Source organism: Buttiauxella noackiae (assembly GCF_000737905.1).
GTDB classification, from domain to species: domain Bacteria; phylum Pseudomonadota; class Gammaproteobacteria; order Enterobacterales; family Enterobacteriaceae; genus Buttiauxella; species Buttiauxella noackiae.
The window spans coordinates 1,540,956-1,555,290 of record NZ_JPRU01000001.1 but is presented as its reverse complement, the minus strand read 5'-3'; the positions used below and the strand labels follow the sequence as shown (position 1 = coordinate 1,555,290).

The 14,335-nt window shown below is 50.9% G+C and carries 13 protein-coding genes; 9 read left to right on the top strand and 4 right to left on the bottom strand.

Translation table 11 applies throughout. The annotated features are described in order from the left end of the window. Positions 1–10: 10 nt before the first annotated feature. From kdpB to kdpF, 3 genes are read right to left on the bottom strand one after another with little or no spacing between them, the layout of a single operon-like run. Positions 11–2,059, bottom strand: a complete 2,049-nt coding sequence (gene kdpB, locus IX31_RS07135) for a potassium-transporting ATPase subunit KdpB (protein WP_034456667.1) — start codon at positions 2,057–2,059, stop codon at positions 11–13. A gap of 13 nt (positions 2,060–2,072) precedes the next feature. Beyond that, on the bottom strand, positions 2,073–3,758 hold the full coding sequence (gene kdpA, locus IX31_RS07130; protein WP_034456666.1) for a potassium-transporting ATPase subunit KdpA: 1,686 nt from the start codon (positions 3,756–3,758) through the stop codon (positions 2,073–2,075). Next, positions 3,758–3,823: a K(+)-transporting ATPase subunit F gene (gene kdpF, locus IX31_RS23775; RefSeq protein ID WP_422110227.1), complete on the bottom strand. Its 66-nt coding sequence runs from the start codon at positions 3,821–3,823 to the stop codon at positions 3,758–3,760. The genes kdpA and kdpF overlap by 1 nt, the downstream gene beginning before the upstream one ends. A gap of 386 nt (positions 3,824–4,209) precedes the next feature. Here kdpF and IX31_RS07120 point away from each other — a divergent pair, with 386 nt between their 5' ends. Beyond that, on the top strand, positions 4,210–4,416 hold the full coding sequence (locus IX31_RS07120) for a YbfA family protein (RefSeq protein ID WP_034456665.1): 207 nt from the start codon (positions 4,210–4,212) through the stop codon (positions 4,414–4,416). Between the two features lie 90 nt (positions 4,417–4,506). Here IX31_RS07120 and IX31_RS07115 read toward each other — a convergent pair whose 3' ends face one another. Next, positions 4,507–6,057, bottom strand: a complete 1,551-nt coding sequence (locus IX31_RS07115) for a phosphoethanolamine transferase (protein ID WP_034456664.1) — start codon at positions 6,055–6,057, stop codon at positions 4,507–4,509. A gap of 222 nt (positions 6,058–6,279) precedes the next feature. Between IX31_RS07115 and IX31_RS07110 the strand changes: the two genes are divergently transcribed. The 8 genes from IX31_RS07110 (at position 6,280) to menE (ending at position 14,320) form a co-directional block, all read left to right on the top strand. Further along, on the top strand, positions 6,280–6,729 hold the full coding sequence (locus IX31_RS07110; protein ID WP_034456663.1) for a GNAT family N-acetyltransferase: 450 nt from the start codon (positions 6,280–6,282) through the stop codon (positions 6,727–6,729). Between the two features lie 81 nt (positions 6,730–6,810). Beyond that, on the top strand, positions 6,811–7,110 hold the full coding sequence (gene elaB / locus IX31_RS07105; protein ID WP_034456662.1) for a stress response protein ElaB: 300 nt from the start codon (positions 6,811–6,813) through the stop codon (positions 7,108–7,110). 123 nt (positions 7,111–7,233) lie between these two features. Beyond that, complete coding sequence (gene menF / locus IX31_RS07100; protein WP_034456660.1) at positions 7,234–8,538, top strand: isochorismate synthase MenF; 1,305 nt, start codon at positions 7,234–7,236, stop codon at positions 8,536–8,538. Positions 8,539–8,690: 152 nt separating this feature from the next. Next, positions 8,691–10,361 (top strand): 2-succinyl-5-enolpyruvyl-6-hydroxy-3-cyclohexene-1-carboxylic-acid synthase, encoded by a 1,671-nt coding sequence (gene menD, locus IX31_RS07095; RefSeq protein WP_034456658.1) that lies wholly within the window; start codon positions 8,691–8,693, stop codon positions 10,359–10,361. Further along, the gene (gene menH / locus IX31_RS07090; protein ID WP_034456656.1) at positions 10,358–11,140 is read left to right on the top strand and encodes a 2-succinyl-6-hydroxy-2,4-cyclohexadiene-1-carboxylate synthase; all 783 of its coding nucleotides are present in this window, start codon (positions 10,358–10,360) and stop codon (positions 11,138–11,140) included. Before menD ends, menH begins: the two co-directional genes overlap by 4 nt. Continuing rightward, positions 11,137–11,994: a 1,4-dihydroxy-2-naphthoyl-CoA synthase gene (menB, locus tag IX31_RS07085; protein WP_034456650.1), complete on the top strand. Its 858-nt coding sequence runs from the start codon at positions 11,137–11,139 to the stop codon at positions 11,992–11,994. The genes menH and menB overlap by 4 nt, the downstream gene beginning before the upstream one ends. After that, positions 11,994–12,959, top strand: coding sequence for an o-succinylbenzoate synthase (gene menC, locus IX31_RS07080; RefSeq protein ID WP_034456649.1), 966 nt, complete (start codon positions 11,994–11,996; stop codon positions 12,957–12,959). Before menB ends, menC begins: the two co-directional genes overlap by 1 nt. After that, positions 12,956–14,320 (top strand): o-succinylbenzoate--CoA ligase, encoded by a 1,365-nt coding sequence (menE, locus tag IX31_RS07075; RefSeq protein ID WP_034456647.1) that lies wholly within the window; start codon positions 12,956–12,958, stop codon positions 14,318–14,320. Before menC ends, menE begins: the two co-directional genes overlap by 4 nt. The last annotated feature ends 15 nt before the right edge of the window (positions 14,321–14,335 follow it).

Here is a 14,335-nt window from a genome sequence, read left to right as displayed (position 1 = left end):
GTTTTTCCTCTTAAACCAGGCCACATACGGTCAGGAACAGATCGATAGCTTTAATACCAATGAACGGCACAATTAATCCGCCCAGACCGTAAATCCACAGGTTGCGACGTAACATCGCCGCAGCACTTAACGGTTTGTAACTCACTCCGCGCAGTGCCAGTGGGATCAGGAAGATAATGATCAGCGCATTAAAAATAACCGCACTTAAAATGGCCGAAGCAGGGGAGTGCAGGTGCATCACGTTTAGTGCATTAAGTTGCGGGTAAGTGGCGGCAAACGCGGCGGGGATAATCGCGAAATACTTCGCCACGTCGTTGGCAATACTGAACGTGGTCAGCGAGCCACGCGTCATCAGCATCTGTTTGCCGATGTGCACAACTTCAATCAGCTTGGTAGGGTTGGAATCCAGGTCCACCATGTTGCCCGCTTCTTTCGCCGCTTGCGTACCGGAGTTCATGGCAACCGCCACGTCTGCCTGCGCAAGCGCTGGGGCATCGTTGGTGCCGTCGCCAGTCATCGCTACTAAACGACCTTCTGCCTGATACTGGCGAATTAGCGCCAGTTTGGCTTCCGGTGTCGCTTCCGCGAGAAAATCATCAACACCCGCTTCGGCAGCAATAGCTGCTGCTGTCAGACGGTTATCCCCGGTGATCATCACCGTTTTAATCCCCATTTGGCGCAATTGTGCAAAGCGCTCTTTAATGCCGCCTTTCACGATATCCTTTAGGGCGATAACACCGAGTACATTCGCACCTTCTGCCACCACCAGCGGTGTTCCGCCTGTACGTGCCACGCCTTCTACAAGCGTCTCCACCTGCGGCGGGAAATGTCCACCGTTCGCTTCAACGTGGCGGCGAATTGCATCGACAGAGCCTTTGCGGATCATGCGATCCTGAATGTTGATCCCGCTCATGCGGGTTTGCGCGGTAAACGGTACAAACGTGGCATGCAGGTTTTGCACGTCGCGTTCGCGCAGGTTGAAGCGTTGTTTTGCCAGCACAACAATACTACGGCCTTCCGGCGTTTCATCAGCAAGCGAAGAAAGCTGAGCGGCATCCGCCAGTGTTTTTTCTTCAATCCCCGGAGCGGGTAAAAACTCGGATGCCTGGCGATTACCCAGCGTGATGGTGCCGGTTTTATCTAACAGCAAAACATCGACATCACCCGCCGCTTCCACAGCACGCCCGCTGGTGGCAATCACGTTCGCGCCCAGCATGCGACTCATCCCCGCAACGCCAATCGCAGAAAGCAGTCCGCCGATAGTGGTTGGAATCAGGCAAACCAGCAGGGCAATCAGCACCGTGACGCTGACCGCCACGCCGCCATATTGTGAGAAAGGCCAGAGCGTGGCGGTTGCCAGTAAAAAGACAATCGTCAGCGCCACCAGTAAAATCGTCAGCGCGATTTCGTTCGGGGTTTTGCGGCGCTGTGCGCTTTCCACCATCGCAATCATGCGGTCGAGGAAGGTTTCGCCTGGGTTTACGCTGCACTGAATCACCAGCCAGTCGGAAAGAATGCGCGTCCCACCGGTGACAGAGGCAAAGTCACCGCCAGATTCACGAATCACCGGCGCGGATTCGCCCGTAATCGCACTCTCATCTACCGACGCGCCGCCTTCCAGCACTTCGCCATCGCACGGGATAATATCGCCCGCTTCCACCAGCACAATGTCGCCTTTACGTAAATCAGCAGCGGGGACGTGGTCCATTGGCGCGTCATGCTGCGGGGCGCGCAGTTTGCGTGCCCAACTGGTTTTCTTAACGCCTTTCAGACTATTGGCTTGCGCCTTGCTACGGCCTTCTGCCAGCGCTTCGGCAAAGTTTGCGAACAATACGGTAAACCACAGCCAGACGCTGATGGCTAAGGTAAACAGTGCGTCGCCCTGAAGTTTGCCACTGAACATGGCAATCGCCAGAACCGTAGTCATCACGCTACCTACCCAGACGATAAACATCACTGGGTTACGCCATTGCACCTGCGGGTTAAGTTTTTTAAAGGAATCTATTAGCGCCTGACGAATCAGCGATGGTTCAAATAGCGCCTGTTGCTTGCGACTCATGGAAGCCTCTTAATCACAAATTCACGAAGGAAAGGTGTTCCGCAACCGGGCCTAATGCGAGGGCGGGAATAAAGGTCAGTGCGCCGACTAACAATACGGTGCCAATCAGCAGGCCGATAAACAACGGGCCGTGAGTGGGCAGAGTACCTACGCCTGCGGTTTGCGATTTTTTAGTGACAAGCGTTCCGGCAATCGCCAGCACCGGCACAATCACAGCGAAGCGCCCGAACCACATGCACACCGCCAGAAGCACGTTCCAGAAAGGCGTGTTGGCGCTAAGCCCAGCAAATGCGCTACCGTTGTTATTAGCGGCAGATGAGACGGCGTAAAGCACTTCACTAAAGCCGTGGATACCTGGGTTAAATATTCCGGCACGACCAGCCTCTGTCATCATCGCAAGGGCGGTACCGAGGAGTACTAACGTTGGGGTGACAAGGATCGCCATTGCAGTCATTTTCATCTCTGCGACGTCTATTTTTTTACCCAGATATTCCGGTGTGCGGCCAATCATCAGCCCGGCGATAAACACGGTGAGCAAGACGAACAACAACATGCCGTACAGCCCGGATCCGACGCCGCCGAACACCACTTCACCAATCTGCATCAGCCACATAGGGATCATGCCGCCTAATGCTGTGAAGGAGTCATGCATTGCGTTGACCGCACCGCAGGACGCGGCGGTAGTCACCACAGAAAACAAGCTGGTGGCGAGGATCCCAAACCGGCTCTCTTTACCTTCCATATTGATATTGCTATCAGCGCCAAGCTGCATGAAATGAGGGTTCCCTTGTGTTTCTGCCCACATCACCACCCCAACGCAGATAACAAAAATGATACCCATCGCCCATAAAATGGCGCGTCCCTGGCGTTTATCACCTACTGCTTCACCAAAGGCAAAACACAGAGCGCTTGGGATTAGGAAGATCGCCAACATTTGCACAAAGTTGGTCAACGCCGTTGGGTTCTCGAACGGATGAGAGGAGTTAGCGTTAAAGAAACCGCCGCCGTTGGTGCCGAGCATTTTGATGGCTTCTTGCGAAGCCACCGGCCCCATCGGCAAGACATGCTGCACGCCTTCAAGCGTGGTAAACGGTTGATATGCGGCGATGTTCTGCAAGGTTCCCTGGCTAACAAAGAACAGTGCAATCAAGAGTGAAATCGGCAGTAGGATGTAAAACGTGATGCGAGTTAAATCGACCCAGGCGTTACCAAGGGTAGTTGCGCTGTGGCGGGAAAATGCTCGAATCAGCGCAAACACCACGGCGATACCCGTTGCCGCGGAAAGGAAGTTTTGTACAGTTAAGCCAACCATCTGGCTGAAATAACTTAGCGTGGTTTCGCCACTGTAGGATTGCCAATTGGTATTGGAGACAAAGCTGACAGCGGTGTTTAAAGCCAGATGCCAGGAAAGGCCAGGCAATTGCTGTGGGTTAAGCGGCAAACTCCCTTGCGTCATTAATATGACGAAAAGCAGTAGCAGACCTAAAACGTTGAATGTCAGGATCGCGGCAAGATAGCGTTTCCAGCTCATTTCAGCCGTTTCGCTTCCCAGCACTTTCCACATCACCGATTCAACACGGCCAACGCCCGGCAGCGGTTCACCTTCAATTAATCGCGCAAGCACGCTTCCCAGCGGTTTTGCCAGCGCGAAAAGCACCAGCAAGAAACTGGCTATTAATAAAAATCCGGATGCGGTCATCAGAATGCCTCCGCGTTAATCAGGGCATAAATCAAATAAGCCAACAGCGCAAAAACGAGCACCACGCCAACAATCAGTCCTGCACTCACAGTCCACCTCGACACTTAAGGAATTACAGTGAGTGTGAAAGTTTTGGTGCAAAGAAGTCGTAAAAGTCTGCAGGTGGGATGTAAAAAAAGTATAAAAATGCCATATACCCGTCGCCCTTCATGATGCAGCCAGGCTACATCCCTAAGTGGCTTGGGTATAAAACCATTGATTAACTAATGATTAGTATTTATTTAACTATTTTGTAACTTAATTACGCGCGGGAATGTAAATTAGTGGCAAAAATCGCTCTTTAGTGGTCGGATGAGTAGTAAAGTTTCAGCCAATGCGATACTATTTTGGTCAGATAACAAGTTCCAACTTCCCGGTTTTTGCTACCGGTCACAATTTAAGGGAGAAGCCTATGACTCTATATAAAGACTATCCATTGCATCAGGTCATCCTGCGTCGCACATTTGTTGTTGTAGCAGGTGTTCTGGCTTTGCCAGTGATGCTGTTCTGGAAAGATCGCGCCCGTTTTTACAGCTACCTGCACCGCGTATGGTCTAAAACCAGTGAAAAACCGGTTTGGATGGCTCAGGCTGAAGCCGCATCCGCTGATTTTTACTAAGCTTGCTGAGAAGTCATCACTACGGATACAAACATTAAAGCCCCATCAGTTCACAATTGATGGGGCTTTTTTACGCGTTATGGTCGCGAGCTAATGTGTCAACTCTCTCCAGTTATAAATTTGATTGGTGGTATCCATTACGGGTGCTTTTCCTGCCAATCGGTTAGCGATGTGTTGCACCGTTTCTTCAGGCTTGTCTCCTGGTTGCGAAATTCCCATCCAGCAGCGCAATATTTTGTCGTTATTCACCGTTGAATAAATATCCTCTACCGTTCCGGTATCCGGGTTATTAACCAGTGGGCTGTACCAGATAAACATTGGCACTTCAAAAGCGTGTTGGCTTGGTTTTACCCCTCCGTGATGATAAACCACGTTTTGTGTCGGTTCGCGCTCCAGCGCATGATCGGAAAAATAAGCGACAGAGGCTCGCCTGTCTTTCAATAGAGAGAAAATATTACCGAGTAATTTATCAGTGAAGTGGATTGAGTTGTCATAACAGGCATCAATACCATCACCTTGCTGAGTAAAGGGGGCATCAGTGGCAGGAAAACGTGTGCATTCCGGTTCATGGCTGCCATAAATATGTAGCACAATAAGCTGTTTACCTTGATGGTTTAACGCTTTACGCAAATCAGGTAACAGAGCATCATCAAAACCATCGTTAACCCAATGTTTATGGGCGGCATTCATCGCAATACCCGTAATCGCATTATTGTAATCGCCAAGCATCCCTTGCTTACTAAACCACGATGTATCAAAACCTGCTTGATTCGCCAGATTAATTATATTGTCCGAATAGTGCTGGATATTATGGTCTTTCACAGTATCGGCCGTGATCGCCAGCGGTACAGCGGTAATTGTGATAGGTGCGCCGCTAATGGCATGATTCCATAATAAAAGATGGTTGCGCTCGGCTTCTAATTGTGGCGTGGTGGGCTGCGGGTAGCCATAGATACTCATATTTTCGCTGCGCGCAGATTCCCCGATCACCAACACATAAGTATCAATACCGGTTTCATGTGTTTGCAATGAATAATCGGGAATTTGACTCGCAATCTGTTTAATTAAGAGCTGGTCGCTCCATGCCTGAAGAAAATATTTAACATTACTTATTGGTAAGTAGTTAATCACCCGGGCAGTAATACTCCCCTGGCTATTTTTCTTAATATTATGAGCCGTCGCTTGCACAATATTACTGAGTATCAACAGGATTAATAAATATAGCGGAGATTTTGCCAGCCATTTACCGCTAAATGTTGGAATAGTCACCACGCTGCGTAATAACAAAATAACCAGAGCCAGAAAACCAAAGCAGTATTTTTGGTACAGCCACAGCATCGCGCTGATTTCCTGAGTGTCACTATCCAGAACGCTCATAGCAAAGCCATAGCTAAAAGCTGAGCCAAAGGTCCCCCGAGCATAGAAAGTCAGTGTGATGTCCCATGCCACCATCAATACTGGTAAGAGGGCCACGAATAAACGAAGAGATCTATTTTTAATTAAACCAAGCGACAACATTAACAACACAAATATGATTAATCTTTGAAACATCACATGTACTGGAGAGAATAAAACATTGGCTATAGCCACAATCAATACACATATTCCCAAAGGAATAAATTGGCGTATTTTACTTAACATATAAACAACATCCACGAAGACTGACCGTTTTAGACGGTTTTATAAAAATGGCTATCAACAATATGGATTAATATACTTAAATGTATTAATAAGCACAGACATATTCACATGATGAATTATTTATTTGATTTGTGTCAGCCGATGAACAATTGTCCCTGGACTATTATTTATCGAGCAAAATGTGTGAAGATGACCTAATCCTCGTAATCACTGGAGCACAGCATGTTGATTTGGCAAGATTTACACCATTCAGAATTGAGCGTGACCGATCTCTACACGCTTCTGGCATTGCGTAATGAAGTATTTGTCGTCGAGCAGAATTGCCCCTACCAGGACATTGATGGTGACGATTTAGTCGGTGAGAACCGCCATATTCTTGGCTGGCAGGGCGGTAAGCTGGTGGCCTACGCCCGCATACTGAAAAGCGAAAGTGAGTTTGAACCGGTGGTGATTGGTCGTGTCATTGTCGATAAAAGCGTGCGCGGCGAAAAACTTGGCTACCAGCTGATGGAACAGGCGATGGCTTCGTGCCAGCAGTTTTGGCCAGAAAAAACAGTCTATTTAGGCGCTCAGGCTCATTTGCAATCGTTCTATGCCCACTTCGGGTTTGCTCCAGTTACGGACGTATATGACGAAGACGGAATTCCCCACATAGGCATGGCGAATCGTTAATGACAGATTAATCGCCAGGTAAAAAGCATTAGCGTTGTCTATAGTTAGCGGACGAGTATTTTTTAAACACGGAGAATAGTGATGCAACCGTATGAATCTCGTCTTGATGATGATTTAACTCTGCTAAGTGAAACGTTAGAAGAAGTGCTGCGTTCTTCAGGCGACCCTGCTGACCAAAAATACATTGAGCTGAAAGCACGCGCAGAAGCTGCGCTCAGCGAAGTCAAAGCCCGGGTTAGTAGTGCGTCGGACAATTATTACTATCGTGCAAAAAAAGCCGTTTATCGCGCTGATGATTATGTGCGTGAAAAACCATGGCAAGGAATTGGGGTTGGGGCTGCAGCGGGTCTGGTGTTAGGGCTTTTATTAGCCAGACGCTAGAGCCATATCGGCACATCGTCTCAAGGTGTGCCGATTAAAAGAAATCTTACCCATTGGGTGGGATTTTTTTTTGCCACCATGACCACGTATAATCACGGGTTTTTCAGGGAAGGTGAGGTAAACGTGAATTCAGTTGTCGTCGCGCTGCAACAGTTACAGCTTGCATTGAACGCAGAATTTGCGGATGCGCCGGGTTTACAGCAATTATCTTGTGCTGTCACCCTGAGTGATGCCTCTGATGCACTCGCATGGCTGACTAGCCAACGTCTTTATCCCCAGTTTTACTGGCAACAGCGTAATGGCGATGACGAAATTGCCGCTCTCGGTGCGGTGCGCCAGTTCGATACGTTGGATGCGGCGAGGGTATTTATTGATGACTATGCGGACCAGCCAGCTGTTCGCATTACTGGCGTGAATGCATTCTCACCCACCAGCAGTTTTTTATTTCTCCCACGCCTTGAATGGCGGCGTATCGGTGGGGATGCTTTTCTCTTCCTTAATATTTATAGCGAAACCTCTCTGCAAAATGATGCGCGGGCCGCTCTTCAATTCCTCGAACAAATTCTCCCTGCAAAACAATTGCCATTGCAGCGTTTAAATTGCGTTGGGGAGCAACATATTCCAACACAACCAGAATGGAATCATCTGGTTGACCTTGCCACTACAGCAATTGAGCAGCATAAACTTGATAAAGTTGTACTGGCCAGAGCCACCGATCTGCAATTTACTACCGCAGTTTCCGCAGCCGGTTTTATGGCGGCCAGTCGCCGGGTGAACCTGAATTGCTATCATTTCCTGATGGTTTTTGATGGCAGTCATGCGTTCCTTGGCTCAAGTCCGGAACGCTTGTGGCGGCGCATTGATACCGCTTTACGTACCGAAGCGCTAGCCGGAACTGTCGCTAACCATCCCGACGATCATCGAGCCTGGTCTTTGGGGCAGTGGTTACTTAAAGACGATAAAAATCAACGAGAAAATATGCTGGTCGTTGAAGATATTTGCCAGCGTTTACAAAAAACGGTGGGGGCTATTGATGTATTGCCGCCGCAGGTGGTGCGTCTGAGAAAGGTGCAACATTTGCGCCGTTGTATCTGGACCGATCTGGCTCAGCCTGATGATGCTGTATGCCTTGCAATGTTGCAGCCTACTGCGGCTGTAGCCGGGTTGCCGCGTGATGTGGCGCGTGGGTTTATCGCCAATAATGAACCGTTTGAGCGTGAATGGTATGCGGGTTCGGCGGGCTATATCTCGCAGCGGCAGAGTGAGTTCTGCGTTGCTTTACGCTCGGCAAAAGTCATCAATAATATGGTGCGTTTATACGCCGGAGCTGGAATTGTCGCTGGTTCTGATGCGGCGGAAGAATGGCAGGAAATAGAAAATAAAGCCGCTGGGTTACGAACGTTGCTAACAGCATCAACGTTTAATTGATGTCCAAAATAATTCGAACTGCATTTTTAAGTATTTCGCGAAGCGAGCATTGCCAACAAAAATGCAGTTTGAAGGGTATTACCGACCCATATCAAAATAACAGTTCCAGCAATAATTATAATGAGTCAGCAAAATTGACTCAGGACTAAATCATGTCGATAAGCTCGTTTAACCGCCGTTGGGCTACGGTAATCCTTGAAGCGCTGACTCGCCACGGCGTGCGCCACGTCTGTATCGCTCCCGGTTCGCGTTCAACACCTCTGACCCTTGGGGCCGCTGAAAATCGGGCTTTTATTTGTCATACACATTTTGACGAACGTGGTTTAGGGCATCTGGCATTAGGTCTGGCAAAAGCAAGCCAGGCTCCGGTCGCTATTATCGTGACTTCGGGTACAGCGGTCGCCAACCTCTACCCGGCCATTATTGAAGCCGGTTTGACGGGTGAAAAACTGGTGGTACTTACTGCCGATCGTCCACCGGAACTTATTGATTGCGGTGCCAATCAGGCGATTCGCCAGCCTGGGATTTTTAGCTCCCATCCTACTCAATCGATTAATTTACCTCGTCCAACACAGGATATTCCTGCGCGCTGGTTGGTTTCGACTATCGATAATGCGCTAGGTCAGCAGATGGCTGGTGCGGTTCACATCAATTGCCCGTTCGCCGAGCCGCTGTATGGTGAACCTGATGAAACAGGCATGAGTTGGCAACATGCATTGGGCGACTGGTGGCAAGGTGATAAACCCTGGTTACGCACGGGCCTGGCGCAGGAAGTGCTTAAACAGCGTGACTGGTTCTTCTGGCGGCAAAAACGCGGCGTTGTGGTTGCAGGGCGGTTGAATTCTGAAGAAGGAAAGCAGGTCGCTGCATGGGCGAAAATGCTCGGCTGGCCGTTAATAGGCGATGTGTTATCGCAAACTGGTCAGCCGTTGCCATGTGCAGATTTATGGCTGAGCAACAGCCAGGCGGTAACCGAACTTGCCGAAGCGCAAATTATTATTCAGTTTGGCAGTAGCCTGACCGGAAAACGCGTCCTGCAATGGCAAACAACCTGTGAGCCTGAAGAGTATTGGCTGGTGGATAACCTGCCAGGCCGGCTTGATCCCGCGAATCATCGTGGCCGTCGCTTGTGTTGCGATATTACACAATGGCTGGAAGCTCACCCCGCTGAAAAGCGCGTGGCGTGGGATGAGAAATTAACTACGCTTGCAAAAATCGCCCAGCAGGCGGTGAAGAAGGGCACTCTCGAATTTGGCGAAGCCCAGGTTGCGGCGCGCCTTGCTGAATTGTTACCGGAAGCCGGGCAGTTGTTTGTCGGCAATAGCCTGATTGTTCGTCTGGTAGATGCTTTCGCACAATTGCCAGCTGGCTATCCGGTATTTAGCAACCGCGGTGCAAGCGGTATCGACGGCCTCCTTTCAACAGCTGCTGGCGTGCAACGAGCCACCGCCCGTTCGACGCTGGCGATTGTTGGCGATCTCTCGGCACTTTACGACATCAACTCACTGGCATTATTACGCCAGGTTTCCGCGCCTTTCGTTTTGCTTATCGTGAATAACAATGGCGGGCAAATATTCTCGCTGTTGCCAACGCCGGCAGACGAACGCGAACGCTTCTATACCATGCCGCAAAACGTCACTTTTGCCCATGCAGCAGCGATGTTTAGCCTCTCCTACAACAATCCGACAAGCTGGGATGAGTTGCAGGAAGCAGTGACCCATGCCTGGCGTTCTCCTCATGCGACCATCATCGAACTCACCGTTGGTGATACGGACGGTGCGCAAACCTTGCAGCATTTGCTGGCGCAGGTGAGTCAGGCATGATTCTGGATGCTGTTTTTCATGAAGGCCGAGATGCCAACTTGCCGTGCCTGGTCTGGCTGCACGGCTTTTTAGGTAACCGGAAGGAGTGGGAATCTTTCAGTGAACATTTCACCGATTGGCCTCAACTCTTCATCGACTTGCCCGGTCATGGGAAATCAGCCGATATTACGGCTGAAGGCTTTGTACAAGTCGATAAATTACTGCGAAAAACGCTCCTTAGTTACAACATCCTAAGATATTGGCTGATTGGCTACTCCCTTGGCGGACGAGTGGCGATGTACCATGCTTGTCAGGGTGAGAATACCGGTTTGTGTGGTTTGATTGTTGAGGGGAGCCATCCTGGACTTACGGATGAGAATGCTCGCCGAGACAGAAAAAGCAGCGACCAACAATGGGCGCAGCGGTTACGTACACAACCGCTAAAAGTGGTGCTGGACGACTGGTATCACCAAGCTGTTTTCCTGTCGCTCAATGATCAGCAACGTGCTTCGCTTATTGCGCAACGCAGCCAGAATAATGCCCAGAGCCTTGCCGCAATGCTTGAGGCGACCTCTCTGGGTAACCAGCCAGATTTAAAGGCTATGCTCAAGCAATTGCCGTTGCCTTTTTACTATCTTTGCGGTGAACGGGATGAAAAATTCCGCGCAGTGGCAACTAGCCTGGAATTGTCACCGCACCTTATTACTGCTGCAGGCCATAATGCACATCGGGAAAACCCGATTGCTTTCACGGCCTGCCTGCTCAATTTATTGCGAAAACCTATCGAGGAAACACCATGATTTATCCAGATGAAGAAATGCTGTACGCGCCAGTTGAATGGCAGGATTGCTCGGAAGGTTACACCGATATTCGCTATCACAAATCAGCTGACGGTATCGCTAAAATCACGATTAACCGTCCTGAAGTGCGTAACGCATTCCGCCCGTTGACCGTAAAAGAGATGATTAACGCGCTGGCTGATGCCCGTTACGATGACAACATTGGCACCATTATCCTGACTGGCGAAGGCGAAAAAGCCTTCTGCGCAGGCGGCGATCAAAAAGTACGCGGCGATTACGGCGGCTACCAGGACGCAAGTGGCACCCATCACCTGAACGTGCTGGATTTCCAGCGTCAGATTCGCACCTGTCCAAAACCAGTGGTGGCGATGGTGGCCGGTTATTCCATCGGCGGTGGTCATGTGCTGCATATGATGTGCGATCTGACAATTGCTGCCGAAAACGCAGTCTTCGGCCAGACAGGCCCGAAAGTCGGTTCGTTCGATGGCGGCTGGGGTGCTTCTTACATGGCGCGTATTGTCGGCCAGAAAAAAGCGCGTGAAATCTGGTTCCTGTGCCGCCAGTACGATGCGAAAGAAGCGCTGGATATGGGCCTGGTGAACACCGTTGTGCCGAATGCCGATCTGGAAAAAGAGACCGTGCGCTGGTGTCGTGAAATGTTGCAAAACAGCCCAATGGCGCTGCGTTGCCTGAAGGCTGCGCTGAATGCCGACTGCGATGGTCAGGCTGGTTTACAAGAACTGGCTGGCAACGCCACCATGCTGTTCTACATGACCGAAGAAGGTCAGGAAGGCCGCAATGCGTTCAACCAAAAACGCCAGCCGGACTTCAGCAAATTTAAACGGAATCCATAATGCGTTGTGCCGAATTATGGCGCTTTCAGGTGCCGATGGATGCAGGTGTGGTGCTGCGCGAGCGGCGCCTGAAAACACGCGACGGGCTCCTGGTGCGTCTGACAGACGGCAAAAAACAGGGCTTCGGTGAGATCTCGCCGTTGCCTGGTTTTAGCGTAGAAACTGTCGATGATGCCCTGAGCGTGGCACAAACCTGGCTGCAAGCCTGGCAAACGGGCGCAGAAATCGCTCTGCCAGAAATGCCGTCTGTGGCATTTGGCCTGAGTTGTGCGCTGGCCGAAATCAGCGGTGAATTGCCTCAGGCGGCGGATTACCGCGCGGCACCACTGTGCACCGGTGACCCGGACGAACTATTTGCCATGCTGGCTGCTATTCCTGGCGAGAAAATCGCTAAGGTGAAAGTTGGTTTGTATGAAGCGGTGCGTGATGGGATGGTGGTCAACTTGTTGCTCGAAGCGATGCCAGATTTGCGTCTGCGTCTTGATGCCAACCGTGGCTGGACACCGCTCAAAGCGCAGCAGTTTGCCAAATACGTCAACCCTGATTTCCGACCGCGCATCGCATTTATCGAAGAGCCGTGCAAAACCCGTGAGCAATCTCGCGAGTTTGCCCGTGAGACGGGAATTGCGATCGCCTGGGATGAAAGCCTGCGTGAGCCGGATTTTGAGTTTGTCGCCGAGCCTGGCTTAAATGCTGTGGTTATCAAGCCGACCTTGACCGGTAGTCTTGAGAAAGTGCGTCAACAGGTGGAACAGGCTCATGCTCTTGGATTGACGGCGGTTATCAGTTCTTCGATTGAATCGAGCCTCGGCTTAACACAACTGGCGCGAATTGCCGCGTGGCTGACGCCGCAAACGTTGCCAGGGCTCGATACGCTGTCGTTGATGCAGGCGCAATTGGTGCGCGAATGGCCAGGCAGCACACTACCGTGCTGGTCGCTGGAATCTCTTGAGCAAGTGTTATGAGTTTTCAAGATTTCCCCTGGCAGCATTGGGCACAAATTCGTGGTGACCAACCGGCACTCACATTAGGCCATGAAAGCCTGAACTGGCGCGAGCTATGCCAGCGCGTTGATGCGTTGGCAGGCGGCTTCCGTCAGCAGGGGGTGCTTGAAGGGCAAGGCGTTGTGTTGCGTGCGAAAAACGGCCCAGAAATAGTTTTCGCATTGCTTGCGTTGCTGCAATGTGGGGCGCGTGTATTGCCGCTAAATCCCCAGTTGCCTGAATCTGTGCTCGAACAGTTACTCCCGGATCTGACTATCAGCCATGCATTGACCTTTGATGCGCCGCTTACCGTTGCCGATATTAACCCGTTAACTCTGCTGGAAAGCGAACGTTTCCAGGTTGAGTGGCAGCCTGCAAGGTTTGCATCAATGACGCTGACTTCCGGTTCTACGGGGTTACCCAAAGCGGCAGTTCATACCAGTGGTGCCCATCTTGCCAGCGCCTCAGGTGTGCTGGAGGTGATGAACTACGGTGCGAATGACCGCTGGTTGTTATCACTGCCTCTGTTCCATGTCTCCGGCCAGGGCATTTTGTGGCGTTGGCTGTTGGCGGGTGGATGCATGGTAGTGCGTGTTTTACATCCTTTGAGCGATGCGCTGGAAGGCTGCACGCATGCATCGCTGGTGCCGACTCAGCTGTGGCGAATGCTTGAGCAATCTCCACCGCAAGCATTGCGTGAAGTGTTGTTGGGTGGTGCTGCAATTCCCATTGAACTCACGCAAGCTGCGCAGGAAAAAGGCATCAATTGCTGGTGTGGTTACGGGTTAACGGAGTTGGCTTCGACGGTGTGCGCCAAACGTGCTGATGGGTTGCCTGATGTGGGTGAAGCTCTGCCGGGTCGCGAAGTGAAAATCGTTGATCAGGAAGTGTGGATTCGGGCCGATAGCCTGGCATCAGGCTACTGGAAAGCGGGTGTTGTCGTACCGCTGGTTAATTCCGAGGGCTGGTTTGCCACCCGCGATCGTGGTGTTCTGAATGGGCAACGTCTAACGCTGATTGGCCGCCTCGATAATCTGTTTTTCAGCGGTGGGGAAGGGATCCAGCCGGAAGAAGTTGAGCACGTGATCGCCGCTCATCCCGCGGTGAAGCAAGTTTATGTCGTGCCAATAGATGATGTTGAATTTGGCCAGCGCCCGGTGGCGGTGGTTGAAGCCGACGAGGATTTTGACCTTTCGCTATTGTCAGAGTGGTTGCCGGGAAAAGTAGCCCGTTTTCAGCAGCCGGTACGTTGGTTGCGCCTGCCTGATGAGCTCAGGCAGGGCGGGATTAAGATTTCGCGGGTGCAGTTAACGTTATGGGTAAAGCAGGTGGCTAAAATTTAATGCCACCGGCTCGTT

What these genes read in the sequence shown, in the direction of transcription:
- kdpB (WP_034456667.1), bottom strand. Translation starts at nt 2,059, where the DNA reads ATGAGTCGCAAGCAACAGGCGCTATTTGAACCATCGCTGATTCGTCAG.
- kdpA (WP_034456666.1), bottom strand. Translation starts at nt 3,758, where the DNA reads ATGACCGCATCCGGATTTTTATTAATAGCCAGTTTCTTGCTGGTGCTT.
- IX31_RS07120 (WP_034456665.1), top strand. Translation starts at nt 4,210, where the DNA reads ATGACTCTATATAAAGACTATCCATTGCATCAGGTCATCCTGCGTCGC.
- IX31_RS07115 (WP_034456664.1), bottom strand. Translation starts at nt 6,057, where the DNA reads ATGTTAAGTAAAATACGCCAATTTATTCCTTTGGGAATATGTGTATTG.
- IX31_RS07110 (WP_034456663.1), top strand. Translation starts at nt 6,280, where the DNA reads ATGTTGATTTGGCAAGATTTACACCATTCAGAATTGAGCGTGACCGAT.
- elaB (WP_034456662.1), top strand. Translation starts at nt 6,811, where the DNA reads ATGCAACCGTATGAATCTCGTCTTGATGATGATTTAACTCTGCTAAGT.
- menD (WP_034456658.1), top strand. Translation starts at nt 8,691, where the DNA reads ATGTCGATAAGCTCGTTTAACCGCCGTTGGGCTACGGTAATCCTTGAA.
- menH (WP_034456656.1), top strand. Translation starts at nt 10,358, where the DNA reads ATGATTCTGGATGCTGTTTTTCATGAAGGCCGAGATGCCAACTTGCCG.
- menB (WP_034456650.1), top strand. Translation starts at nt 11,137, where the DNA reads ATGATTTATCCAGATGAAGAAATGCTGTACGCGCCAGTTGAATGGCAG.
- menC (WP_034456649.1), top strand. Translation starts at nt 11,994, where the DNA reads ATGCGTTGTGCCGAATTATGGCGCTTTCAGGTGCCGATGGATGCAGGT.
- menE (WP_034456647.1), top strand. Translation starts at nt 12,956, where the DNA reads ATGAGTTTTCAAGATTTCCCCTGGCAGCATTGGGCACAAATTCGTGGT.